Genomic DNA, 25,213 nt, shown 5'->3' with positions numbered 1-25,213 from the left:
TGAGCGTCCCATCGGACGCTTGGACTTCCTACCCGCTCAACAACGATCGCGGCTAGCGTTGAGCCACCGCAGCTTGTCGGGATTGGCCATCGCCCGGATGGCGCGCACCACGCCACCGTCGACCTCGAGCGTGATGACGACACGGATCGCTGCGTCCGTGCGGGCGCGCAGGAGGAGCGCCGGCTCACCGTTGATGTCGCCGATCGCCGCGTCGAAGGGGCCGGCCGGAAGCCGCGGCGTCGAGGCGACGAAGCCCGCCACCGCCTCGCGGCCGCGCAACGGCGCCAGCACGGCGCCGGGAAATCGCCCGCCGCCGTCAGCGTCGAGCACGACGTCCTCGGCGAGCAGGTCGACAAGCCCGCGCAGATCGCCCGAGCCCACGCTGCGGGCGAAGCGCGCGACCAGCTCGCGGTGGGCCTCGGGGGTGGGCGGAAGCCGCGGCCGCTGCCGATCGAGGTGCTCGCGGGCACGAGACCCGAGCTGGCGACAGGCAGCGGGCGTGCGCTCGACCACCCGTCCGATCTCGGCGTAGTCGTAGTCGAACAGCTCGTGCAGGACGAAGACCGCGCGCTCGAGCGGCGAGAGCTGTTCCAGCAGCACCAGGAACGCCATCGACACCGACTGCCAGCGGGCCAAGGGGGAGGAGGCGTCGAGCGCGTCGGCCTCGCTCCAGATCGGCTCGGGCAGCCAGCTGCCGACGTAGGTCTCGCGCCGGCGGCGCGCCGAGTCCAGCAGGTTGAGGGACAGCCGCGTGACGATGGTGCCGAGCAGGGCCTTCGGCGACTCGACCTCGGCCTCGGGCACGGCCAGGTAGCGGATGTAGGCCTCCTGCACCACGTCCTCGGCGTCGGCCGCGCTGCCGAGCATGCGGTAGGCGATCGCGAACAGGAAGCGGCGGTGGATCTCGACGTCGGATTTCATGGTTCTTGGCTTGCCTCGATCATGGACAGCGCGGCCGGCGCCGATGTGACATCGGCCCGGATGTCACACGACGACCCGCTGCGTGGTCTTGCCGGCCACCATGCGCAATCTCATCCTGTTCGTTCTCTTCCCGCTGTTCTCGGCCTGCAACGGATCCTCGTCGCCCTCGGGCTTCGAGGGCACCTGGAACTACGATCTGCCCGACCGCGCCAGCGGCACCAACCTGGCTCACCTGTCCTGCCCGGCCCAGGGCGGCGCCCCGGCGGTGGAAGTCGACATCCCGCAGATCGGCCACCTGGTGCTTTCCCGTGACGGCGACCAGACGCTCGCCGGCCGCACCGATCAGGGTTGCTCGTGGAGCTTCCGCGAGGCCGACCACGAGCACGCGCGCTTCGCATCGACGGAGGCGACCTGCGATAACCCGGTCATCGGATCGAGCTACACCATCACCGGCTGGACCCTGGCCCGCGACGGCGCCGGCGCCGCCGAGGTCGTCGACGCCATCAGCCACCGCCCCGGCGGCGCCGACTGCGACTTCGTGCTCGCCGCCGGCAAGCGCACCTGGGTCGACCCCGATGCCGACGACGATCCCGCCGCCTCGTTCGTCGGTTCGTGGGCCTACGTCCCGCCCGATCCGGTCACCCGCACCAACGTCGCCACCGTCGCCTGCGCCGACGCCGAGGGCAACCCGCTGCCGCCGAGCTACGAGCCCCAGCTCGGCAGCATCGCGATCGAGCGCACCGGCCCGCACGCCGCTGCCGCCACCGACGGCGACGGCTGCACCTGGACCTTCGCGGTCCACGGCAACACCGCGTTGCTCGACCCGCCGGCGCAGAGCTGCGGCCCGCTCACGCTTCATCACTGGGCCCTGGCCGGCGACGGCGGCCACGCCTTCGAGGTCCGCAGCGGCGAGCGCGCCGGCTGCCGCGTCCTCCTGACCATCGGCGAGCGCACCCGCCAGTAAGAGCTCATCCGCAAAACCGGCCAAAACAGGGGGAGCTCACAGGAGCTCTCTGGGGAGCTCGCTCCCGCTCATCACCTGCCGCACCTCGATGGCCATGTTGAGCGGCTCGCCGCCGAGCCCGGGCGCGGCGGACGCCTCCGCGGCGAGCTCGTAGGCGCGCTCGGGGCTCCCGACGTCCACCACCCAGAACCCGGCGAGGAACTCCTTGGTCTCGGGGAACACGCCGTCGGTGATGGGCCTGCCGTCCTTGCCGGCGCGCACGAGCCTGGCCTGGTCGGGCGAGGTCAACGCCTCGATCCCCACGAGCTCGCCCGACTCGCGGAGCTTCTGGTTGAAGCTGTTCAGGAACGCGAGGTGCGCCTGCAGGTCCTTGGGCGGCCAGCTCATCAACGCGTAGGGCTCCCGGGTCGGCACGTGCATCATCAGGAGGTATTTCATCGTCAGCTCCCTTTCAGCGTGCGCGCCCCGCATCGGGCGCGCGTTCGCAGAGGAGTCGGAACCCACGCGGCGTTCTCGACATCGCGGAGGACGATACTCAAAGAAAAGTTTCTTGGCGGCCGGCAGACGACGTGAGGGAGAGGAAGGCGTGCCCCCCACCCCGGAACAGCCCTGCCACGCCGAGAGCGCCGTACCGTGCTCATCGTGTCGCGCCGCGGCCGCCGCATGTCGAGGACGACGCCTGGGACGTTCGGATCGCCGCGGCCGACGTCACGCCGCGGCGCGGACCGGCGGCAGGCGGAACGCGGCCCCCTCGGAGCGGCTGCGCCTGCGGAACGCGCCCGGCGCCTCGCCCGTGTGCCGCTTGAACGCGCGGCTGAACGCGAACTCCGAGTCGTACCCGACCTCGGCCGCCACGGCGGCCAGCGAGCCGTCGCCCTCGGCGAGCAGCTCGGCCGCCCGCTGCATGCGGAGCTCGGCGAGGTAGCGAAGCGGCGGGACCCCGAGCTCGGCGAGGAACCGCCGCGCCAGGGCGGCGCGGGAGAGGCCCGCCGCCTTCGCGAGCGCCTCGACGCTCCAGCGCTCGGCCGGCTTCTCCTGCATGAGCCGGAGCACGCGCGCGACGCGACGGTCGAAGGCGCGCGCGCCGCGACGGTCGAGCGCGCGCGCCGCGCGCCCCTCGCGCGCATGCTCGTGGCAGTGCAGCGCGTAGGCGAGCAGCGGCTCGAGCAGCGAGCGCGCCAGCTGGGCCTGCCCCGGGGAAGCCTCCGCGAGCGCGGCGCGCAGCAGGCCCACGACCGCAGAGAGCCCCGGCGCGCGCCGCACCTCGCCCGCAGGCAGGTGGACCACGGGCGCGAGCGCGGCGAGCGCCCCGCCGGGCGCGGCGGCGTAGGTCGCCGAGATCAGCTCCGCCTCGGCGGGCGCGCGCCCGGGCGGCGGCGCGACGCAGCGGAGGCTCTGCTCGCGGGGCCCCGCGCCGCGCGGGCCGAACCCGAGGAGCACGACGTCGCCGGCGTCGAGCTCCAGCGCGCACACGCCGTCCTGCGAGAGGCGAAAGGCGCCCTGCACGACGACGTGGAGGCTCGGCGGATCGCCCGCGCCCGCGCGCCAGGGCGCGCCTGGGTGGCCGAGATGCCGGGAGACCACCACGCCGCGGGGAAGCAGCCCCTCCGTCTCGTCCGCCATGCCCCATGGTTGCCCGCGCCGAGGCCGCTCGTCCAGCGCTCGTGCGCGGATCGAGACGCGCGAGCATGACTCCGCGCCTCGCGGTCATGGCGCGCGGGCGAGGGCCGCCGGAAGCTCGGGGCCATGACGCGCCTCGATTCCACGCCAGATTCCACGCCGGCTTCCACGCCGAACGAAGAAGCGCTCCCCCGCGCGCTGCCCGACAAGATCCAGAGCAGCCTGCTGAGGAGCCGGACCGTCCTGATCTTCGGGGAGATCACCAGCGAGCTGGCGCAGGCGACCACCGCGCAGCTCCTCGCCCTCGCGAGCGATGACGGCGAAAAGCCGATCCGGATCCTGATCCACTCGCCGGGCGGGCACGTGGAGTCGGGGGACACGATCCACGACGTGATTCGCTTCATCCGGCCCGAGGTCAAGGTGATCGGCACCGGCTGGGTCGCCAGCGCGGGCGCGCTGATCTTCGTCGCCGCGCGGCGGGAGAACCGGTTCGCGCTCCCGAACACGCGCTTCCTCCTGCACCAGCCGCTCGGCGGCGTGCGCGGCCCCGCGTCGGACATCGAGATCGAGGCGGCCCAGATCCTGGCCGCGCGCGATCGGCTCAACCGCATCTTCGCGGCGGCGACGGGGCAGGCGCCCGCCAAGATCGCGCAGGAGACCGAGCGCAACCTGTGGATGACGGCGCGCGAGGCCCAGGAGTACGGCCTCGTGCATCGCATCGTCGAGAGCGCGCTGGAGGTCTGAGCGCGCCGGAGCGGCCCGCGCCGGCGCGGTGACGCCGGGTCGCGCGACGTCCCCTACAGAGGGGCGAACGTGCACGCACCGGCGGCGCAGACGGGCCTGGACGCGAGGCACGCAGGCGTGCCGTAGGGGCAGCCCATCCTCCGATGCTCGCGACATACGGTCGCGTCGAGGTGGACGATGAGGCGCCTCATCTGGTGGACGCCCGCCCGGTTGACCACCTCACCACAGGTGCCGCCGCACTCGGTGCTCGTATCGACCATGACGCAATCGTTGTCGGAAGCGCATGCCCGGTAAGCGGCCCGGACACGCTCCACCTGGCCGGAGGCGCGGGCATGGAGCTGCTGACAGGCCCTCCAGTCCACGTCTCTCTCGTCCTCCGTGCGTTCCGTCGTGTCGGCGAAGCCCGCGATCGCGAGCCCGAATGAAGCCATGGCAAAGAGCGCAGAGATCCCCAGGCGAGTCCGGTTCGTTTTCATGCTGCCTCCATCGCGCGCGTGCTCGTGGTCGCCGGCGACGCGGGCGCACCGCGCGGCGACTCGCCTGTCATGAGGCTCCACCCCCGGGAACGGAAGGCGCTCGACGGCGTGTGCCCCGGCACAAGCTGGGCGGGCAGGAAGCCCAAGCGCTTCTGTGGATGTCAGGAAACTTCAGTCTCTCCAGCTTCAGCTGGATCGATGTCGCCGGTGAACTCGAGGGCCCGGGTGGCTACCTTCTCGGCTCCTACCGCATCGCCACCGCCCCCGAGCCAAACTCCAGCCGACGCACGAGCTTCAAGTCGACATGCTTCCGGGAGCTCCGACCCGCGGACCTACGGTGCCTTGGCGCAGCGGAAGCCGATGCTCCAGCCGCGCGCCGTCGAAGCGCTCGGGCGGCGGTGCGCGGAGCGCACATACTGGCTCTCGACCGTATCCCACCCGCCGCCGCGGAGCACACGGCGGGAGTCGTCGCAATCGTCCCTGTCGTAAGGGCAATAATGGCTCTCGGTCCACTCCCAGACGTTGCCGGCCAGGTCCAGGGCGCCGGCGGGCGATCTCCCGGCCGGCGATCGCCCGACGGGGGCGGTCGCCGGGGCCGCGTCGCCGTCGTTGTACATGCGAGGCCACGGCCCCTTCCCCACCTTCTCCAGCCGCTCCGTCAGCATCCGGCTGCACTCGGGCCCGCAGGCGTTGAGGCGCTCGCCCGAGGGAGGCGCGTGGCCCCAGGGGTAGGTCCGAGCGTCCTTGCCGCGCGCCGCGAGCTCCCACTCCGCCTCGGTGGGCAACCGCTTGCCGGAGGCGGCGCAATACGCCTTCGCCTGGTACCAATCGACGCAGTTGATGGGGTGGTCCAGCGCCTCGGGGCCGTTGCAGAACTGGCTCCAGAAGGAGCGGCCGCTGGGCGTCAGCCCCTCCGACTCGACGGTCTTCTGCGGGCGATCGCAGGCCTCGCAGTCCGAGTAGGCCTTCACCGTCACCTCGGTGACGTCGAGGCAAAACCGACCCACGGTCACGCCATGTCGCGGCGTCTCGTCGCTGGGCGTCTCCGCGTCGGCGTCGGAGCCCATCTGGAACTCGGTGCCTTCGACGAGCGCCATGCCGGCCGGGCAGCCGCCCGATCCGGCCGACGGCTCGCGCAGGAAGAGGTACACCCCCGCGCCCGCGGCGCACGCGGCGGCGGCGAGCGGCGCGGCGCGGCGGAGGCGCCTCTCGCGCGCGCGCTCGACGCCTCCGCGGCCCCGCGCCGCGGGCCGCTCGGCGGCGCGCTGGTGGAGCACGGTGTGGCCAGCCGCTGTGTCAGGGACAGGGGCCGCCGTCACAGGGTCGCCCGCGAGCGCGCTCGAGCTCGCGAGCGTGGCTGAGGTGACAGGCTCTCTCGCGAGCTCGTCGGCGCCGTGGGGCGCGCCCAGAAGGGCGACCGGCGCGGCCACGGTCGTGGCGAACGCGGCCGGGTGATGGCGGCCCGCGGGGGCGTCGACGTCCGCCGTCCGGACCTCCAGGCTCGGAAACGCGTCGACCATCTCGCGCGCCGACTGGAATCGGCAGGTCGGATCGACGGAGAGCGCCTTGGAGAACCAGTCGTCGATCGACGCCGGCAGGCCCGGCCTCTGCTCGCTTGCGGGGCGGAACCTCCCCTTCAGGACCGCCGCGCCGACGGCGACGAACGAGCTGCCCTGGAACGGCAGCGCGCCGGTCAGCGCCTCGTAGAGGATGACGCCGAGCGACCAGAGATCGGAGCGGAGATCGACGTCCTTGCTCCCCTCGAGCTGCTCGGGGCTCATGTACGGGGCCGATCCGATCACCATCCCGGTCTCGGTGAGCGCGGGGTTCGCCGCCGGCGCCGCCGCGTCGCCCGCGACCTTCGCGACGCCGAAGTCGAGCACCTTGACGAAGAGCGGGTATCCCTGGCCCCCCTCCGTGATGAAGACGTTGTGGGGCTTGATGTCGCGGTGCACGATGCCGAGCTCGTGGGCGCTCTCGAGCGCGCTCCCCACCTGCCGCGCGAGCGACCTCGCGGTGGCGAAGCTGAGGCGGCCGCCGCGCTCGAGGAGCTCTGCCAGCGAGAACCCGCGCAGGAGCTCCATCACGAGGTACGGCACGGCGCCGTCGACGACGCCGTAGTCCATGACCTGCACCACGTGCGGGTGCGCGATCCGCGCCGTGGCCCTCGCCTCGCGCTGGAAGCGCGCGACGAGGGCAGGACGCTCCGCCGCCCGCTCGGGGCGGATGAACTTCACCGCGACGTCGGTGTCGAGGGCGAGGTGCCGCGCCGCCCACACGACGCCCATCCCGCCCTGCCCGAGAGGCCTCAGCAGGTGCAGCTTGTCCGCGATGACGGCGTCGGGTCGGAGCTCCACGTGGACCAGGCGGATGGTACCACCGGCGCGCCGGCGGCCGCACCGTGGCCGCCGGGAGCCCTCAGGCCAACGCGGCTACGGCTTCGCCTTCTCGTCGAGGAAGCCGGTCACCCACGCGAACGGCGCGTTCCAGTTGATCGTGATCTCGTTCACGCTCCAGGCCTCGATGTTGTCAACGAAGCACCGCTGCGGGACGCACCCCTTGAGCCCGGCGCTCTGGGAATGGGGATCCTGGAGCGAGGAGTTCGGGCCGCCGGAGACGGCGCCGGGCGGCGCCTTCGGGAACTTGCTGTTCGCCTGGTGCGACCAGAACCGGTGGTGCGGGTTCTCGAGCGGCTTGTCGCCGTAGCCGGTCACGTACGACTGCCCGAGCGGGTTGCGCCCGAGGAGGTAGTCCATGCCCAGCACCACACCGTCGAGGTACTTCGGCTGCTTGGTGAAGTCGTGGGCGAGCGCCACAACGAGCATGTTGTTCAGCACGCCCGAGTTCGAGCCCCAGTCGTACTTGCCTTCACGCGTCCGGGCGATGAGCGTCCGGTACCCCTCCTTGTCGGCGATGGCGAGGTACTGGTCGGCCGCCTTCGCGATGCGGCCGCGGATCTCCTTCTGCCACGCCGCGTCCACGTGGCCGGGCACGATCGCCATCGACATCTGGCCGAGCCCGTCGGTGACCCGCCAGTTCATCGACGCCGCGCCCCCTTCGATCTCCGTCGGGAACCGCGCGTTGAGCGGCGAGTCCTGCAGGAACTTCTTGTACTCCGGCTTCCCCGTCGTGACGAAGAGCTCCGCCGCGGCCCAGTAGAACTCGTCCTTGGCGTCCGTGTCGTCGTAGGGCCCGCCGCCCTTGTCGCCGCCGGGCGGCGCGTAGAGGGCCGGGTTCTGCTTCGCCGCCGCCCAGGCGCGCTCGGCGGCCTTCAGGCACTTCGCCGAGAACGCCGCGTCCACCGTCTTCCAGATGCGCGCGCACTGCGCCCCCGTGGCCGCCACGTTGAGCGTCGCCGCGGTGCTCGGCTTGTGGAGGAAGCGCGCCTGCTTGTCCTCGTGCGGCGCGAGGCCGAGGCCCGTCCACGACTCGTCGTGCATCTTGTGGTGGACCATGCCGGCGAGCGGCTTGCCTTCCGGCACCTGCATCCCCATCAGGAACTCGAGCTCCCAGCGCGCCTCGTCGAGGATGTCGGGCACGCCGTTCTTGCCCTCGGGGATGTTGAGCTTGCCGTCGGCGAAGTCGGCGCTCGAGGCGCCGATGTGCTTCGTGCGCTCGTACCAGTTGAGCAGCGTCCACACCGAGATACCGCCGTTGACGACGTACTTGCCGTGGTCGCCGGCGTCGTACCAGCCGCGGGACGCGTCGAGCGCATAGTCGCAGCCGCTGTCCTTCAGGCAGCGCGTGCTCTTGTCGTGGAGGTGCCCCGCCGGGCGCGCCAGCTCGGGCTTGCCGGCGAACGGCATCTTGATCTCGATGCCGCTCCGGTTGTGGTAGAAATACGCGAGCGCGTCGTACTTGAGCTTCTGGTAAAGGCCCGTTCCGATGTCGAACGGGAAGCTCTTCTCCTCCCCCACCTTGAGCACGTAGCCCTGGCCAGGCGCCTTGACGGCCGTGAAGTCGACGAGGTGGACGTGATCGCCGGAGGCGCCGTCCTTTCCGAAGACCTTGGTCTGGCCGTGGGCGACGGACTTGCCGGAGGCGTCGAGCAGCTCCCAGGCGACCGGCGCGGTCGCCGCGCTGTTCACGGTGGCGATCTTGATGGCGCCGGGCAGATACCCGACCTGGTTCACGGCGACCTTCGGCGCCGTCGCCTCGGCCACGGGCGCGGCGGCCTTGAACTGCGGGTCGTCCAGGCGGATGTCGTCGATGCAGACCTCGAACGGCTCCTTGGCCGACGCCATGGCGCCGCCGATGTGGAACGCGAGCTCCGCCGTGCCGTCATCGGCCTTCCCCATCGTGAACTTGCCGGAGAAGGTCTTGGGCTCGGTCCCGAGGATCACGGTGTCCGACCAGTACTCCTCGTAAGGCGGCCCCGACATGCCGACCTTCGGGCGCGCCTTCGTGGGCGAGGACGCCCAGGCCTTGTACTCGAGGGTGTAGCTGTGCCCCTTCTGGATCACCATCTCCCGGTGGCGGAACTGGGCGTCCCAGTTGTTTGACCCCTTGTTCGTCACCGTGACGCAATAGGCCCCCTTCTTCACCTCGGCGCTGCCCGCGCCAGGCGCGGTGAACGAGGTGGTCCAGGGCAGGCTCTTGTTGTCGTCGAAGTTGGATGCCTTGAGCAGGTTGGTCTGCGCGGGCGCGGAGCCCCCCGCGGCGCTCGCGTCACCGCCCGCGCCGGGGCTCGCGCCGCCAGGAGGGGCGGCCCCCGCGCCGGGGCCCTGCGTGACCACGCATCCAGCGCTCAGCCCGAGCGCGAGCGCGAGCGCGGACACCCGCCCCGCTCGGCGGAGGATCGACGGCTTGAGAAAAAGGTCCTTCATAAGTCCTCGGTTCACGACTGGGAGCAATCGGCGCATAGAAAGCGGCGATTCTGTCCGTCTTGTCAAGCGCAATCCTCCCCGACGCGCGGGTTCGAGGCGGCGCGGCGGCCGTCCCGTCGACCTTCGCCAGCCAGCGACGCGCGGCCTGCCATCACCCGCCATCCCGCGCGCCGCAGGGCCGCGCGGGATCGCCGCGCGGCCCTGCGGCGCGCGGCGATCCCGCGCGGCCCTGCGGCGCGCGGCGATCCCGCGCGGCCCTGCGGCGCGCGGGAGGCCCAGCAAGTTCGCGCTGGTACCCGTGGCGAGGCCGCACTAACCTCCGCCGCACTCGCGCCGTACCAGGATGGCGATCGAGCACCCCAGGAGACGACATGGCAAAGCACAGCTTCTCAGTCCCCTTCAGCGGATCCTCTCAAGACATCGTCGCGAAGGCCAAGACGGCGATCGAGAAGGCCGGCGGCAAGTTCACGGGCAACGAGGGCAAGGGCGACTTCTCGGTGCCGACGCCGGCGGGGACCGTGAAGGGGACGTATGCCGTCTCGGCTCAGAGCTTCTCCGTGGATATCACGGACAAGCCCTTCATCGTGCCCGGCAGCGCGATCGAGTCCCAGGTGCGCAAGTTCCTCGAGACGGCCTGAGCCCTCTCGGAGCGCCTGGCGTCCTTGGCGCGCCTGGCGGCTCATCATTCCGGCAAGATGGGGGATCTCCTCCACACCCCCTGCTGATGGACTCGCTGTCCGGCACAACTCTCTTGTGCGGCGCAGCCATTCCCGACCAGACCCTCGACACCAGCGCGTGCGATCGAGCTCATTCACGATAGCGAGTGACAAGCGCCATCGCATCGTCGAGAATTCGACATGGACTACGTTACGGGGGAGGTCCTGCGCACCGATACGTGCGTCGCGCGAGCGGCCGAGTCCAGGAGCGGCGCGCCGGCGATGCTGAGAGCTCCCTGCGGCGAGCCGCCGACTCCGCGCGCGCTCGCGAAGCCGGTCCCCGTGCTGGAGCCCTGGGTCGATACCTCGCTGGCGCGCGTGCTCGACCAGGGCCCGCTGCCGGTGGGGGGCGCGCTGCGCCTGGGCGCCGCGGTTGCGCGCAGCCTGGGCGAGGTGCACCGGCGTCCTCCAGCGGGACATCAAGCCGGACAACGTCCTGGTCGACGCCGAGCGGACGCGCGCGTGCTTGATCGGCTTCGGGCTCGCGACCTGGTGGACGCCCCAGCTCGCTGCGCAGAGGTCGCCGGAGGCGCGTCACGCGCGACCTCGACCGCATGGCCTACCGCGGCCCGATGGCCATGGACTTCCGGAACATCCTTGCCCGCTCGGCCGCCGCGCTCTCGCAGGCCCCGGCCGCGCGCGCCTTGGAGCAGCGCAGCTCGGAGCGTGGAGCGGGCAGGTGCGCGCGGTGGCGCGAAGCTTCCAGATCAAGCGGCTCCGCGGTATGCTCCAGGCGCAGCTCCGGTACGGCATCACGACAGCTCCCCCGACCGCGCAGCCCGAACGACGGCCATGGCGGGCGCGCCCAGGCGAAGAGCCATAGTGGGCGGATGTGTCAGAAGGTTGTCGCGACCGGTTCACGCTGGCGCTACGTTGCCATCGTCTCCAATGAACACAACCTCAGAGCCTGGTGTCCCGTGCATACCATCCTGATGGTCGACGATGTGCCGGAAAGCATGGCCGCGACAGCCGCTCAGCTCGAAGAGCTAGGCTTTCAGGTGGCGGTCGCTCAAGATGGTGAAGATGCGCTGGAGCGGGCCGAGCTCCTTTCTCCCGATTTGATCCTGCTCGATGTGTTGATGCCGGGAATGAACGGCTTCGAGACGTGCCGGCGCCTGAAAGCGTCTGAAAGCACCAAGGGCATTCCGGTGATCTTCATGACCGCGCTGGAAGAGACGGCCCACAAGGTGGCCGGGTTCGAGGCCGGCGGCGTCGATTACGTTATCAAGCCTCTGGAGCTCGACGAGGTCCTGGTGCGGATCAAGACACACCTGGAGCTGTATACGATGCGCGCGGAGCTCGAGGCACAGAACGTGAAATTGCGGCGGGAAATCGAGGAGCGCGAGCGATTGGAGGCCGCGCTGCGGTGCGCCCACGACAAGCTGGAGCGGAGAGTCGAGGAGCGCACGGCCGAGCTTGCGGCGGCCAACGATCTGCTGAAACAAGAGAACGGCGAGCGCAAGCGGGCCGAGGAGACATTGCGCGAAAGCCAGGGCATGCTGCAGGCAATCATCGACAATTCGGCGGCCATGGTCTACGTGAAGGACCTGCAGGGCCGATACCTGCTGAGCAACCGCCGTTTCAGGCAGCTGTTCCGCGCGACGGTGGAGTCGAACGAGTCGATCAAGTCGATCAAGTCGAACGAGTCGATCGTCGGCATGACCGACCACGATCTCTTCCCCCCGGAGCAGGCCGAGCTATTCCGCTCTTTCGACATGCGGGTGCTGGAGGCCCAGGAGCCCCTGGAGACCGAGGAGGTGGTGCCGCAGGGCGACGGGATGCACACCTATATCTCGGTCAAGTGCCCCCTGTTCGACGCGGAAGGCAAGCCCTATGCGGTGTGCGCTATCTCCACGGACATCACCGAACGCAAGCGGGCGGAGGAAGAGCGGGAGAAGCTGCTGGCCAGCGAGCAGGCGGCGCGTTCCAGGGCCGAGGCCGCCGACCGAATGAAGGACGAGTTCCTCTGCACGCTCGGCCATGAGCTGCGAACGCCATTGACCTCTATCCTCGGCTGGGCGCATATTCTTCTCCGCACGGACAAGCCTGACGCAGCCAGGGTGCAGCGCGGCCTCGAGGTTATCGAGCGCAACGGCATGGCCGAGCTGAAGCTCGTCGAGACGCTGCTCGACGTCTCCGCCATCCTCTGCGGCAAGGTGGACCTGAAGCGGCAGCCGGTCAGCATGGCCGAGGTCGTCCAGGCGATCATCGACTCTGTAACTCCGGCCTCGGAGGCGAAGGACGTCTGCATTTCGCTGTCGCTCCGCTCGACGACCGGCCGGGTCTGGGGCGATCGCGGTCGCCTGGAGCAGATCGTGAGCAATCTGCTGAGCAACGCCGTCAAATTCACGCCCGCTGGCGGGCGCGTGACCGTGTCGCTGGAGGAGATGGGAGCGAAGACTCAACTCCGCATCAGCGATACCGGCGAGGGGATAAGCGCGAATTTTCTCCCCCATGTGTTCGACAAATTTCGCCGTGCAAACAGCTCGACCACCCGCTGGCACAGCGGGCTCGGCCTGGGGCTCTCGATCGTGCAGGATCTGGTGAGAATGCACGGCGGAGAGGTTCGCGCCGAGAGCGCCGGTGAGGGTCGGGGCGCGATGTTCATCGTGGACTTGCCCCTGATGCCGGTGGTCGACGAGGCCGCCGCTCCGCCTCCGGCCGACGCAGGGGAAGCGCGCTCGGTCTAGCGCTGCTGCGGGGAGGCGACGGCGCCTGGCCCGTCAGACGCCGTCGCCGGCGAGGTGGACCTTGAGGACGCTCTCTTCCGCCGGCACGCCGAGCCGAAGGGGAAACCCGTAGTGTCCTGTCCCCCGGTGGACGTAGAGCCGATCGGGCCCGCGGGCCCACAGGCCATGATCCGGCATCTTCACGAAGAGCTGGAGGGCGGTCCAGGAGCCTCCGAGGCTGACCAGGCCGAGCTGCCCGCCGTGGGTGTGGCCCGAGAGCACGAGATCGCCCTCCCCCTCGCCGAGGTGGCGGAACGCGCCCGGATCGTGGAGCAGGACGAGCCGGAGCGCGCCCTTCCTGCGCGGGTGACGGGCGCAGACCGCCGCCATGCGCTCGGCGCGATCGCGGTAATGGAAGTCCATCCCGAGGACCTGGACGGGCCCGGCGGCGGTCTCGACGAGCGCCGCGTCGTCCACGAGCAGGCGCGCCCCAGCGCGCTCCAGCGCGGTCGCGACGTGGCGGGGCGACTCGTGATCATGGTTGCCGTGGCACGCGAACACACGCCCCTCCAGGGCGCGGAGCGGGGACAGGGCCTCGGCGAGGTGATCCGCGGTGTCCTGCGATTCCATCGTCAGGTAATCGCCGGTGAGCACGACGAGATCGGGATCGCGCTCTACCGCGCGCTCGCAGATGCCGCGGAGCCGAGCGACCGACATGAACGGACCGAGGTGAGGATCGGTGATCTGGACGATGCGGAGGGGCCGGCGCGCGCCGGGCGCCCCCTCGCGCGGGAGCGGGTGGCGGCGCAGCCCGTCGACCGGGGCGCGGTCGACGACGAGCTCGATCTCCTCGCGGCGGGCGGTGAGCGACTGGAGGATACCGACGACGGCGAGCGCGAAGGGCACCCAGAGGCCGTACGGCGTGGCGCCGAGCGCGCTCGCGATGGCCCACGGGAACGACAGGAAGATCGCCGCCACAAAGTAGGACGCGGGGATGCTCACGAGCGCGCGGTAGGCGAGCGGCCGCATCCGAGGGCGCGAGAGCATGAGGAAGTGCAGGTACACCGCGCCCTGGAGGTAGGCGAACCCCGGCGCGAGCGGGCCGACGTGGCGGAAGAGAGCGCACGAGATCAAGGTGTGGATGCCGAGCAGCACGCCGACGAACCGCGCGTAGAGTCCGCCCCGGCGGCGCCTCGCCGCTGCCACGACGACGAGCCAGGCCAGGGCGGAGGCCGCCCAGAACAGGACGATGGGGGACACGAACTTCAATCGACGGCTCCAGACGACCCAGCGCACAGGACCACCGCGGTCTGCTCTGCCTGGACGGACGCGGAGTGTCCCGCGTCCAGCGCGTCCGCGCCAGGCGCCACCGGAGACCGACCGTCTGGCGTGTGACGCGCGTGCGCCCGCGCCGCCCGGCGGCGTTGCGACACAGGCACCTCGCTGGTAGGGAGGCGCGATGCTCCTCTTCGTGAGCCACGCGCTTCGCGCGCTGGATCCCGGCGATCAGGGCGATCCTGACAGGGCCACACGAGGATTGGCACGTTCGATGAGAGGCTGAGGCCTCTTCACGTCCATGGCTCCTTCCGGTGCTCCGGGAGGGCATCGCCACGAGGGTCGCCCCGATGATCCCCTACACCAGGCGCGCTTGGCTGCCGATGCTCGTCTCGCCGCGGGGCTCCCTGTCGCCGGGCGTGATGCGTCGCGTGCTGGCCTTCGGGGTCATCGCCGCCGCGCTCTGGCTCGCGCACAGGTTCGTCCCCCGCGTGTCGCTCTCGATCGGCGTTCACGAGGTCGCCGGCGCGGTGATCGCGCTCATCCTCGCGTTCCGGACGAACACGGCCTATAACCGCTTCTGGGAGGGTCGCACCCTCTGGGGCTCGATCGTGAACGCGAGCCGCAACGTCAAGCGCATCGTGAACGCGCACGCCGCGGTGGACCCGGGCGCGGCGCGCGAGGTCGCCGTCTGGGTGGTGGTGTTCGTCCACGCCGCGCGGCGCTCGCTGCGCGGGCAGGCCGAGCGCCCCGAGATCGACCGGCTGCTCCCGGCGGAGCAGATCGAGGCCCTCTCCGCGCACCCTCACCCGCCGCTCCGCGCGGCGCAGGAGGTCTCCGAGCGCCTCGCGGCCTTCGTCCGGGCCGGGAGCCTCGAGCGCAACATGGCGGTGTGCGCCGAGGAGCAGCTGAGCGTCCTCGTCAACTGCCTCGGGGGCTGCGAGCGCATCCTCAAGACCCCCACGCCGCTCGGCTACATCCTGCTGCTCCAGCGGGGCGTGGCGCTCTACCTGGCCACGCTGCCCCTCGCCCTCGTCGAGGCGCTCGGGGTGCTGACGCCCGTCGTGACGATGCTGGTGGCGTATCCCGTCCTGATGATCGAGGCGCTCGGCGGGGAGCTCGACGACCCGTTCGGCCACGAGCCGAACGACCTGCCCCTCACGCGCATCTGCGACACCATCGAGCGCGACCTCCTGGGGTCGTCGCCGCTCAATCTGGTGATGGCGTCGAAGGCCGAGAGCTACCAGGACTGAGCGCGGCGCGGCGGTGGGGGCGCCTTTGGATCCGCGGAGGCGCCGCGCGCTCTTGGCAAGTCGCTGCACACTATCGTAGATCTGCGGCGCTCGCGGGCGTGGCCCCGCATCGCCGAGGCCTGGACGCACCCATGACTGACCGTTACGCCATCATCGGCAATCCCATCTCCCAGACCAAATCGCCGGCGCTGCAGACCGCCTTTGCCAGGCAGTGCGGGCAGGACATGGTGTACGGCGCGATCCTCGGCGAGCTGGATGGCTTCGCCGCCGCCGTGCGCGAGTTCCACGAGAGCGGCGGCAAGGGCATGAACATCACCATGCCCTTCAAGCTCGAGGCCTTTGCGCTGGCCGACGAGCTGACGCCGCGCGGCCGCGCCGCCGGAGCGATCAACATGTTCACCTTGCGCGCCGACGGCACCGTCCTCGGCGACAACACCGACGGCTTCGGCATCGTGCGCGACATCACCCATAACCTCGGCCGCCGCCTCGAGGGCGCGCGCGTGCTGCTCCTCGGCGCGGGCGGCGCGGTGCGCGGCACCTTGTTGCCGCTCTTCGATGAGCAGCCGGCCGAGATCTTCATCGCCAACCGCACCGCCACCAAGGCCGTGGAGCTCGCCGCCGAGTTCGGCCCGCGCGCCGGCGCCGTCCAGCTCGCCGGCGGCGGCTTCGCCGACATCGCCGGGCCCTTCGACGTGATCATCAACGGCTCCGCCTCCTCCATGACCAACGAGGTGCCGCCCCTGCCCGCCGGCGTGTGGAGCGAGCGCTCGCTGGCCTACGACATGGCCTACAAGAAGGAGCCGACCGCGTTCGTGCAGGCCGCCCGCGCGGCCGGCGTGGGTCAGACAGCCGACGGCCTCGGCATGGTGGTCGAGCAGGGCGCCGAGTGCTTCACCCTGTGGCGCGGCATGCGGCCCGACACCGCGCCTGTGATCGCTGCGCTGCGGGGAGCCTGAGCGGCGCGCCCGGGCCGTCAGGGTCGCGGACGCGCCCCACCACGGCGAGCTCACGTCAGGCAGCGAGGTGCTCGCCTCTTGGTCTGACCGAGGCATTCAGCCGACATCCGGAGTTCCCCGAGCGCTGGCAGCCGAAGTACATGGCGCAAAGGGCGCGGCCGTCCCGCGGCATCCGCATGACCCGAGTGGATGGTCAAGGCCGGCGGCGTGGGCGCGGCCGCTCGCGCGCTGGATGACCACGCGACAACCGCGGAGGCCGCCCCGTCGCCCTCGCAGCGATCGCAGGCGAGGCCGCCGCTTTCGGCCGGCACCCGCATCGGCCATTACGAGCTCCTGCGCGAGCTCGGCCGGGGCGGAATGGGCGTTGTGTTCCTCGCGCGCGACACGCGGCTCGCCCGCCTCGTCGCGATCAAGCTCCTCACCCGCCTGAGCAGCCTCGGGGTCCAGCGCTTCCTTGTCGAGGCGCAGGCCAATCTGGGCGGTGGGCATCATGCTGCACGAGCTCGTGCTCGGCAGGCACCCGCTCGCGCCGTGCAGCGGGGAGGCTCTCCTCAGCGTGCCGGTCCTCGACGAGCCGCTCCCCGAGGTCAGCGCGCGCCACCCGGAGGTCGGCGTGCTCGGCGCGATCATCGATCGCTGCCTGCGCAAGCGAGGAGCCGAGCGGTACGCCTCCGCCGAGGAGCTCCTGGCGGAGCTCTTGCCCCTCCTGCCCGGGCGCCGGGAGCTCCACCTCGGCGCTGACGAGAACCCGTTCGCCGGCCTCTTCTCCTTCCAGGAGGCCGACGCCGACCGCTTCTTCGGCCGCGCGCAGGACGTCGCGGGTGTGGTCGCGCGCCTCCGGAGCCAGCCGCTGCTCGCGATCGCGGGCGCGTCGGGCGTGGGGAAGTCGTCGCTCGTGCGGGCCGGGGTGATCCCGGCGCTCAAGCGATCCGGCGAGGGCTGGGAGGCGCTCATCGTGCGGCCCGGGCGCGAGCCGATGGCGGCGCTCGCGGAGCTCTTCACCAACCCCGGCGTGACCCTGAGCACCGAGCTCCAGGCGCTCGCCCCGGATGGCGCCGCGGCGGCGCGGGCGGCGCTGGTCCAGCGGCTGCGCGCCGAGCCGGGCCTGCTCGGCGCCGCGCTCCGCGGGTGCGCGGTCCGCGCGCAGAAGCGCCTCGTGGTGTTTCTCGATCAATTCGAGGAGCTGTTCACGCTCGGCGCCCCTGCCGACGAGCGCGCGGCGTTCCTCGCGTGCCTCGAGGGCATCGCCGACGACGCGTCGTCCCCGCTGCGGCTCGTCCTGTCGGTGCGGTCGGATTTCATCGAGCGGCTGGCGGGGCACGAGCGCTTCATGGCGGCGATGATCCGTGGCCTCGTGTTCCTCCGGCCGATGGTGCGCGAGGACCTGCGCGAGGCGCTGGTGAGGCCGATCGAGGCGGCGCGGCACGAGATCGAGGATCCGGCGATGGTCGAGGGTATCCTCGACGCGCTGGAGAGGACGCACGGCGCGCTGCCGCTGCTCCAGTTCACGGCGGCCAGGCTGTGGGAGATGCGCGATCGCAAGCGCCGGCTGCTCACGCGGGCGAGCTACGAGGCGCTCGGCGGCGTGGCGGGCGCGCTGGCCAGCCACGCCGACACGTTGCTGGCCGGGATGAGCTGGCGCCAGGCGAAGCTGGCGCGGGCGGTCCTGAAGCGCCTGGTGACGCCGGAGCGGACATGCGCCGTGGCCAGCCTGAGCGAGCTCTGCTAGCTGCCCGGGGATCCAGGCGCGATCGAGCGGGTGGTGGGCCTGCTCGCCGACGGGCGGCTCCTGGCGATCGAGAGGGGGAGCGACCGCGCGGGCAGCACGGTGGAGATGGTGCACGAGTCGCTGATCGAGCGGTGGCCGACGCTCAAGCGCTGGCTCGACGAGAGCCAGGAGGACGCGGTGTTCCTGGAGCGGTTGCGCGCGGCCGCGAGGCTGTGGGATTCGAGCGACCGGGCCGTGGACATGCTCTGGCGCGGCGAGATGGCCGAGGAGGCTCGCGGCCTTCGCAAGCGCTACCGGGGGGAGCTGCCTGACCGAGAACGGCTCTTCCTGGAGGAGGTGCTCCGGCTGGCCGATCACAGGCGGCGTCGGCGGCACCGGTTCATCACCGGGGTCATCGCAGCCCTGTCGCTGCTGGTGCTCTCGGGGATGGGCCTCGTGAAGGTGACCCGCGAGAACTGGGCGATCATGGTGCAGCACGAGCAATCGTGGCTGAAGGCCGCGAGCGAGGCCTGGGCGAGGAGCGTGGCGGAGCGTGATCTGCGGCTCAGCGAGGAGAAGCGCAGGTCGGCCGAGCGGAAGCTCGACGAAGCCGTGGCGGCTCAGGAGCAGGCCGAGACCAAGCTGAAGCTCGCCCGCATAGAGGCCGACAAGGCGCTGGAGAACGAGGCCAAGGCGAGGAAGCTGGTGAAGGAGGTGCGGCACAGCAACAAGCCAAAGTGGAATGGGCCGGTCCACGAGATCGCGACATCACGATAGGGCGCCCCGGGCACGTCGTGCCGGTGTGCCGCAGATCGCGCCCCAAGCTCGCCACCGCCGCCCCACGCACGTTGTAGAGCGTCAGCAAATGCCCCGTCGATCCGGGGCAGGTGCCGCGGTCGGCGGCTTGGGGATGTCGGCGTCAGTCTGCTTGACTGTCAATTCCGTCTCCTCCTCCACGGGTGCAGGTTTCCTGATTCAGAGGATCGTGTCGGCCTGGAAGCATGTGACTCGCTCGCCGCCCCCTTCGGCATACCAGGACATCAAGAACCACCGCGACGTCATCAACGCGCACCGGCCGTTCGACTTCGTCATCAAGGACGGCGACACCCGGCGCAGATCCCGCAGTTGTGGCTTGACGCCTCCGAAACATTTGGGTTTCCTGCGCCCCGTGAACATGGGTGCGCCGCGATGACGGTGAAGGGCAATGGCTTCGAGGTCGTGTTCGGCCGTCCGGCGAAGGTCCTGGCAGAGGCGCCGGGGCGCGTGAACCTGATCGGCGAACACACCGATTATAGCGGTGGGTACGTGCTGCCGACCGCGATCCCGCAGAAGACGCGCGTCGAGCTCGCGCCCCGGGAAGACAGGCTCATCCAGGTCGCGACGACGAACGTGCACGGCGGCGCCCAGCTCTCGTTCCGCGCCGGCGAGGAGGCGCGCCGCGGACTGTGGCTCGACTACATTCAGGGCATCACCGCGGTCCTCCGCGGCCGGGGCGCATCGATCCCCGGCTTCGACGCGAGGATCGAGTCGACTGTACCGCTCGGAAGCGGCCTGTCGTCGAGCGCCTCGCTGCTCGTGGCGCTCGCCCGCGCCCTGCGGTCGATGCTCGGCCTGTCCATCGACGACGTGGAGATCGCCCGGATCGCGCACGCCGCGGAGCACGACTTCGTGGGCGCGCCGGTCGGGACGATGGATCAGATGGCCGCGAGCCTCGCCGACGAGAGCACGGCGCTCTTCATCGACACGAGGACGCTCGCGTTCGAGCGCATCCCGCTGCCCGCGGAGGCCGAGCTGCTCGTCGTCGACTCCGGGGTAACTCACCAGCACGCGAGCGGCGACTACAAGACGCGGCGCGCGGAGTGCGAGCGCGCGGCCGCGGCGCTCGGCGTCCCGGAGCTCCGGGACGTCGACGCGATGCGCGCGTCGATCGAGCCGCGCATCGCCTCGCTGCCGGCGCCGCTCGACCGGCGCGCGCGCCACGTCGTGACCGAGAACGCCCGGGTGCTCGCCGCCGTGGCCGCGCTCCGCGCCGGGGATCTGGGCCGCCTTGGCGAGCTCTTCGACGCGTCTCACCGGTCGATGCGCGACGATTTCGAGGTGTCCGTGCCGGCGGTCGACGAGCTGGTGGAGAGCGCCCGGGCGCAGCCGGACGTCTTCGGCGCCCGGCTGACCGGCGGCGGCTTCGGCGGCGCGATCGTGGCCCTGGTGAAGCGCGGGCGCGCGGCGAGCGTCGGGCGGGCCGTCGTGGAGGCCTACGCGCGCACGCCGGGCCGCCGGGCGAAGGTGCTTGTAGGCGGGCCCGTCCCCTAGCAGCGAAGCTCGGTGTCGGCGTGAGGCTCGTCCACCACGGGGAGGGGCCTCCGCGGGGAGGCAGGGCCCATCAACCGGGGTACCACGTGACGCGCGGGTCATCGGGCGCGCGCACGTGGTCGAAGGCAGCATCCGTGAGCCGTGCCAGGTCGTACTGCGGCCGCCAGCCGAGCAGAAATTTCGCCTTCGAGTTGTCCAGCCAAGTCGAATGGAAGGGCGTCTTCACCCTCACGCTCGGCAGGCCCCGCGTCGCCTCCAGGTAACGCGCCAGCTCCCCGTAGTCCACCGGCTCGTCCATGCAGATGTTGAAGGTCTGCTGGCGAGCCTTCTCATGATTGATGGCCTTGAGGATCGCAGCGACCAGATCGTCCACATGCACGAAGTTACGCTTCACCGGCTCGCCGCGGCGGTCGAGCATCACCGGCACGGCGCCCGAGCGGACGTACCCCTCCGCCGCCTCGGTGCCGACCAGATCGCGCCACCTCGGCCCTCCGAACACGTCGTCACCGAAGGATAGCTGCGCCTTGAAGTCGTCTTTCTCCATGATCCACGGCGCGCGCAGGCAGCATCCGTTGAGCTCATATTGAATATAGTACTGCTCGAGCATGACCTCCTCGAGCACCTTGGACAGCGCGTAGCAGCCCGGGTAGGCGCTGTGCCGCTGCGCCTCCGTGACGGGGACGGGGTGCGGATAGAAGAAGTGGCCCATCCCGGCGTCGCCCCCGACCAGGATGAATTGCTCGAACACCGGGCTCACACGGCACGCCTCCAGCAGCCAGAACATGCCTTTGACGGCCACGTCCATGATGCTCTCGGGGGTCTCCTTGCTGGTCGCCAGGTGCAGCACGTGGCTCACCCCCTCGGTCGCCTCGTTGACGACGGTCCTGTCCTCGATGGCCCCACGCAGCACCTCCACGCGCGCCGACCGCTCCAGCATGCGGTTATGGCACAGCGCACGGACCTTCCACCCCTCGAACGCGGGGTTCGACAGGAACTTGCGGATGAACGCCTGGCCGACCTTGCCCGCCGCCCCGGTGACCAGAATTCGCTTGGCCTCGATCATTCTATCGCTCCTCGTTCTCCAGCATCATCGATGACGACCGTACTCTACCCCCCTGGCTGCGGGGGCCGAGCGGATCAGGACCTCTTGCATGACGATGAAGACGAGCAACAGCAGCCCGATGCTGATGTGGTGCCAGGGCGACGGCAGCCGTCCATCCAGGTTGATCACCGCCCGCACCATGCCCGTGATCATCACGCCCATCACGGTGCCGACGACGCTGCCAGCCCCCCCGGTCAGCAGCGTTCCACCGATCACCACCGAGGCGATGGCCTCGAGCTCCAGGCCGGCGCCGATGTTCGGCTTTCCGGCGCTGTCGATCAGCGCCGTCGTGACCCCGCCGAGGCCCGCGCACAGGCCGCACAGCGCGTACAGACACACCGTCGTGGCGCCCAGCGGCACCCCCATGAGCAGCGCCGCCTGCCTGTCCCCCCCGATGGCCAGGACGTTCCGGCCGAAGCTCGTGCTGCGGCCGACAACCACGCCGAGCACGAGGACGACAAGGAACAGGAGCGCCGTCGCCGGGACCCAGGTGCGGTCCAGGCCCGGGATCGCCAGCGCGAAGCCGAGCTCATCGACGATCCAGTCCAGCGCAGGGTGATCGATGCCGATGGGCTGCATGCTGACGAGGAACGCCGCGCCGCGGGCGAAGAACATGCCCGCGAGCGTCACGAGGAACGGGGGCAGAGAGAAGCGATGGATCAGGTGCCCCGTCATCGCGCCGAACGCGACCGACACCGCGAGGCCGATACAGAACGCCAGCAGCGGGTGGCAACCACCCGCCACCAGCGTGCCCACGAGGACCGTCGTGAGCGCGACGACGGAGCCGACCGAGAGGTCGATCCCCCCCGACAGGATGACGAAGGTCATGCCCACCGCGCAGAGGCCCATCGCCGCGTTCCCCTTGATCAGGTCGACAAGGAAACGCAGGCTCCGCGCCGCGTCGTAACAGACCAGCACCCCCGAGTAGAGCGCGATCAGGAGGACCGCGGTCACCACGAGCGGCAGATCCCGCCGATCCCAGCTGAGCATCGCTACTGCCCCCGCTTGAGCCCGAGCAGCTCGATGAGCCGCCGGCGCGACTCCTCCGAGACCAGCAGGCAGCTGAGCAGCATCACGCCGGCCTTGGGCATCGGCTCGATCTCGGAGGGGACGTGCTGGATGTACATCGTTGTGGAGAGCGTTTGTATCAACAACGCTCCTATCAGGGTGCCCCCCAGATAGAAGCGCCCGCCGGTGAGCGCCGTACCGCCGATCACCGCGGCGAAGATGGCATCCAGCTCCCGCAGGCGCCCCACGCGATCGGGATCGGCCGTGGAGATGTACGAGGCGGCCACGAGCCCGGCGATGCCGGCGCACAGGCCGGAAAAGCCGTACAACCAGAGCTTGATGCGGCGGTCGCCGACGCCCGCGAGCCGGCTCGCCCGCTCGTTGTCGCCGATCGCTTCCATGAACAGACCGAGCGCCGTCCTCCGGCAGAGCAGCGCGGCGACGACGAACACCGCGGCCACCAGCACCATGGAGAACGGCAAGCCGCCGACGTGACCGTTGCCGATGAACGCAAACGTCGCGTCCGTGTGCGTCACGGGCTCGGCGTGGGTGATGAGCATGGCGACGCCGCGGACACCGACCATGCTGATCAAGGTCACGATGATGGGCTGGATGTTCAGCCCCGTCACCAGCGCGCCGTTGAACAGACCGACGCCGGCGGCGACGGCGAGGGACACGAACGCAGCCAGGAGCGGCCCGAAGTGAGCCTCCTTCATCAGGATCACGCAGGTGGCGCCGGACAGCGCCATGACCGAGCCGACCGACAGGTCGATGCCCCTGACGGCGATCACCAGGGTCAGGCCGATCGCGAGGAGCATCACCTCCGAGCCCTGGTTGAGCAGGTTGATGGGCGTCCCGTAATAGGCCCCGTCGCGCTCGACGATGGAGAAGAAGTTCTTGGACAGGACGGAGTTGAACAGAAGGAGCGCCAGGAGGCCGAGCAAAGGCCAGGCCTCGCGGCGCCTGCGCAGGAGCAGCAGGGCGCCCGCGCACGCGGTGAAGAGGAGGATCCCGATGCCCGTGGGGTTGGCGTTGGTGGGCGCCGCTTCCGTGATCTTCTCAAGCATCGGGCGGCGCCTCCTTCTGATGGGCGATGGCCTGGATGATGGACGAAGGCGTCACGGACTCTCCCACGAGCTCGCCCTGCTGCTTGCGGTCTCTCAGGACCACCACCCTGTAGCAGTTGCGCGCGACCTCCTCGAGCTCCGACGAGATCAAGACCGTGGCGACCCCCTTCTCGCTGAGCGACTTCACCAGCGCCTCGATCTCCAGCTTGGCGCCGATGTCCACGCCGCGCGTGGGCTCGTCGAGCAGCAGGATCCGCGGCTGCATGGCCATCCAGCGCGCGAGCAGCACCTTCTGCTGGTTGCCGCCCGAGAGCAGCTTGACGGGCGTCTCCGGGGACGGCGTCTTGATGCTCAGGGTCTTAATGTAGTGCTGGACCAGACGCTCCCGCTCGTGGCGCGGGAGCACCCGCAGCGCCCCCTGGGAGGCCTGCAAGGCGAGCAGGAGGTTCTCTCGCACGGAGAGGTTCGGGATGATGCCATCCACCTTGCGGTCTTCCGGGCAGTACGCGAGGCCGGCCCGGATCGCGTGCCGTGGCGTCTTGATCTCGGTCGCACGCCCGTTCACCGCGAGCTCGCCGCGATCGGCGGGCTCGATCCCGAAGAGCATCCTGGCGGTCTCGCTTCGACCAGAGCCGAGCAGCCCCGCCAGCCCCACCACCTCGCCGGGCCGCAGCGCGAGCTCGATGGGTCCGATGACCCCCTTTCTCTCGAGGCCGCGCGCGGCGAGCGCCGGCTCCGCGGCGCTCGCCCCCCCTCCCGGACCGGCAGGGCCGGCTGGCGCGGCCCTGTCTTTCGCGCCGAGCTTGACGCCCAGCATCGCCTGGACGAGCTCCAGGCGAGGCAGCTCGCTGCTCGCGTACTGCCCCACCAGGCAGCCATTCCTGAGCACCGTGATCGTATCGCTGACCGCGTAGACCTGATCCAGGAAGTGAGTCACGAAGAGGATCGCCAACCCCTGCGCCTTCAGCCCCCGCATGACGTCGAAGAGCCGCAGCGTCTCCGCTTCATCCAGGCTGGAGGTGGGCTCATCCAGGATCAGGATCCGCGCGTCCACGGCGAGCGCACGGGCGATCGCGACCATCTGCTGCAGCGCGGTGGGCAGCGCCGCCACCGATCGCGACACGTCGAGGTCCAGCGAGAGGCGCGCGAGGGCCTCACGCGCCTTCGCGCGGACGGCGCGCCCGTCGATCAGGCCGAAGGACCGAGGCTGCCGGCCCAGCATGATGTTGTCCGCGATGGAGAGGTGCGGGATCAGGCTGATTTCCTGGTGCACCGCGCTGATCCCCAGCGATTCCGCGTGTCGGGGAGAGGTCGGCCGGATCACCGCGCCGCCGAGGCGCAAGGTCCCGGCGTCGGGAGAATAGACGCCGGTGAGCAGCTTGATCAGCGTCGACTTGCCGGCCCCGTTCTCCCCCATCAACGCCTGGATCTCGCCGGCGCGCGCCTCGACGTGCACGTCGTGCAGAGCGCGAACTCCGGGGAAGGATTTGCTGAGGCCCTCGACAGAGAGCAAGGCTTTCGAGACAGGCATGCGGCTGCTGCTCCGTACGTGAGCGCCGCGGACGAGCGAGCTCACGAGCGTGATGGCGCCCGCGCCG

At 70.6% G+C, this 25,213-nt stretch carries 18 protein-coding genes and 1 pseudogene; 8 read left to right on the top strand and 11 right to left on the bottom strand.

Going from position 1 to position 25,213, the window contains the following annotated elements:
* Window positions 1-36: 36 nt before the first annotated feature.
* Window positions 37-921 (bottom strand): RNA polymerase sigma factor SigJ, encoded by an 885-nt coding sequence (gene sigJ, locus WMF46_RS12080; protein WP_437985751.1) that lies wholly within the window; start codon window positions 919-921, stop codon window positions 37-39.
* Between the two features lie 100 nt (window positions 922-1,021).
* On the opposite strand from sigJ, the gene WMF46_RS12075 reads away from it, so the two are divergent.
* Window positions 1,022-1,885, top strand: coding sequence for a hypothetical protein (locus WMF46_RS12075; protein ID WP_437985750.1), 864 nt, complete (start codon window positions 1,022-1,024; stop codon window positions 1,883-1,885).
* A 36-nt stretch (window positions 1,886-1,921) separates the two neighbouring features.
* Here WMF46_RS12075 and WMF46_RS12070 read toward each other — a convergent pair whose 3' ends face one another.
* The gene (locus tag WMF46_RS12070; RefSeq protein WP_437985749.1) at window positions 1,922-2,323 is read right to left on the bottom strand and encodes a YciI family protein; all 402 of its coding nucleotides are present in this window, start codon (window positions 2,321-2,323) and stop codon (window positions 1,922-1,924) included.
* 270 nt (window positions 2,324-2,593) lie between these two features.
* A complete protein-coding gene (locus WMF46_RS12065) occupies window positions 2,594-3,508 on the bottom strand; it encodes a helix-turn-helix domain-containing protein (RefSeq protein ID WP_437985748.1) in 915 nt (304 codons plus the stop codon).
* 123 nt (window positions 3,509-3,631) lie between these two features.
* Between WMF46_RS12065 and WMF46_RS12060 the strand changes: the two genes are divergently transcribed.
* Window positions 3,632-4,249 (top strand): ATP-dependent Clp protease proteolytic subunit, encoded by a 618-nt coding sequence (locus WMF46_RS12060; protein WP_437985747.1) that lies wholly within the window; start codon window positions 3,632-3,634, stop codon window positions 4,247-4,249.
* A gap of 53 nt (window positions 4,250-4,302) precedes the next feature.
* Here WMF46_RS12060 and WMF46_RS12055 read toward each other — a convergent pair whose 3' ends face one another.
* The 3 genes from WMF46_RS12055 to WMF46_RS12045 all read right to left on the bottom strand — a co-directional run bounded on the left by WMF46_RS12055 (window position 4,303) and on the right by WMF46_RS12045 (window position 9,551).
* Entirely contained in the window at window positions 4,303-4,725 is a 423-nt protein-coding gene (locus WMF46_RS12055) for a hypothetical protein (protein ID WP_437985746.1), read from the bottom strand.
* Between the two features lie 332 nt (window positions 4,726-5,057).
* A complete protein-coding gene (locus WMF46_RS12050; RefSeq protein ID WP_437985745.1) occupies window positions 5,058-7,082 on the bottom strand; it encodes a bifunctional serine/threonine-protein kinase/formylglycine-generating enzyme family protein in 2,025 nt (674 codons plus the stop codon).
* A gap of 75 nt (window positions 7,083-7,157) precedes the next feature.
* The gene (locus WMF46_RS12045) at window positions 7,158-9,551 is read right to left on the bottom strand and encodes a glycoside hydrolase family 9 protein (protein WP_437985744.1); all 2,394 of its coding nucleotides are present in this window, start codon (window positions 9,549-9,551) and stop codon (window positions 7,158-7,160) included.
* 371 nt (window positions 9,552-9,922) lie between these two features.
* Here WMF46_RS12045 and WMF46_RS12040 point away from each other — a divergent pair, with 371 nt between their 5' ends.
* Both WMF46_RS12040 and WMF46_RS12035 read left to right on the top strand, forming a co-directional pair.
* Entirely contained in the window at window positions 9,923-10,189 is a 267-nt protein-coding gene (locus WMF46_RS12040) for a hypothetical protein (RefSeq protein ID WP_437552019.1), read from the top strand.
* A 908-nt stretch (window positions 10,190-11,097) separates the two neighbouring features.
* Complete coding sequence (locus WMF46_RS12035; protein WP_437985743.1) at window positions 11,098-12,957, top strand: ATP-binding protein; 1,860 nt, start codon at window positions 11,098-11,100, stop codon at window positions 12,955-12,957.
* Window positions 12,958-12,990: 33 nt separating this feature from the next.
* On the opposite strand, the gene WMF46_RS12030 is transcribed toward WMF46_RS12035, so the two are convergent.
* Window positions 12,991-14,196 (bottom strand): metallophosphoesterase, encoded by a 1,206-nt coding sequence (locus WMF46_RS12030; RefSeq protein ID WP_437987886.1) that lies wholly within the window; start codon window positions 14,194-14,196, stop codon window positions 12,991-12,993.
* A gap of 365 nt (window positions 14,197-14,561) precedes the next feature.
* On the opposite strand from WMF46_RS12030, the gene WMF46_RS12025 reads away from it, so the two are divergent.
* The 4 genes and pseudogenes from WMF46_RS12025 (at window position 14,562) to galK (ending at window position 20,438) form a co-directional block, all read left to right on the top strand.
* On the top strand, window positions 14,562-15,464 hold the full coding sequence (locus WMF46_RS12025; protein WP_437985742.1) for a bestrophin family protein: 903 nt from the start codon (window positions 14,562-14,564) through the stop codon (window positions 15,462-15,464).
* Window positions 15,465-15,595: 131 nt separating this feature from the next.
* Window positions 15,596-16,420: a shikimate dehydrogenase gene (aroE, locus tag WMF46_RS12020; protein WP_437987885.1), complete on the top strand. Its 825-nt coding sequence runs from the start codon at window positions 15,596-15,598 to the stop codon at window positions 16,418-16,420.
* 490 nt (window positions 16,421-16,910) lie between these two features.
* Window positions 16,911-18,905 (top strand): annotated as a pseudogene (locus tag WMF46_RS12015) (nSTAND1 domain-containing NTPase).
* A 411-nt stretch (window positions 18,906-19,316) separates the two neighbouring features.
* Entirely contained in the window at window positions 19,317-20,438 is a 1,122-nt protein-coding gene (galK, locus tag WMF46_RS12010; protein WP_437552013.1) for a galactokinase, read from the top strand.
* Between the two features lie 70 nt (window positions 20,439-20,508).
* Here galK and WMF46_RS12005 read toward each other — a convergent pair whose 3' ends face one another.
* The 4 genes from WMF46_RS12005 to WMF46_RS11990 are packed head-to-tail and all read right to left on the bottom strand — an operon-like array spanning window position 20,509 to window position 25,146.
* Entirely contained in the window at window positions 20,509-21,501 is a 993-nt protein-coding gene (locus WMF46_RS12005) for an NAD-dependent epimerase/dehydratase family protein (protein ID WP_437985741.1), read from the bottom strand.
* Between the two features lie 24 nt (window positions 21,502-21,525).
* Window positions 21,526-22,530: an ABC transporter permease subunit gene (locus WMF46_RS12000; protein ID WP_437985740.1), complete on the bottom strand. Its 1,005-nt coding sequence runs from the start codon at window positions 22,528-22,530 to the stop codon at window positions 21,526-21,528.
* A gap of 2 nt (window positions 22,531-22,532) precedes the next feature.
* Complete coding sequence (locus WMF46_RS11995; protein ID WP_437985739.1) at window positions 22,533-23,615, bottom strand: ABC transporter permease; 1,083 nt, start codon at window positions 23,613-23,615, stop codon at window positions 22,533-22,535.
* Complete coding sequence (locus WMF46_RS11990) at window positions 23,608-25,146, bottom strand: sugar ABC transporter ATP-binding protein (protein ID WP_437985738.1); 1,539 nt, start codon at window positions 25,144-25,146, stop codon at window positions 23,608-23,610. The genes WMF46_RS11995 and WMF46_RS11990 overlap by 8 nt, the downstream gene beginning before the upstream one ends.
* Window positions 25,147-25,213: the final 67 nt, after the last annotated feature.

It is taken from the genome of Sorangium sp. So ce117 (assembly GCF_051524395.1).
Lineage (GTDB): Bacteria > Myxococcota_A > Polyangia > Polyangiales > Polyangiaceae > Sorangium > Sorangium cellulosum_B.
This window is presented reverse-complemented; position numbering and strand designations above follow the sequence as displayed.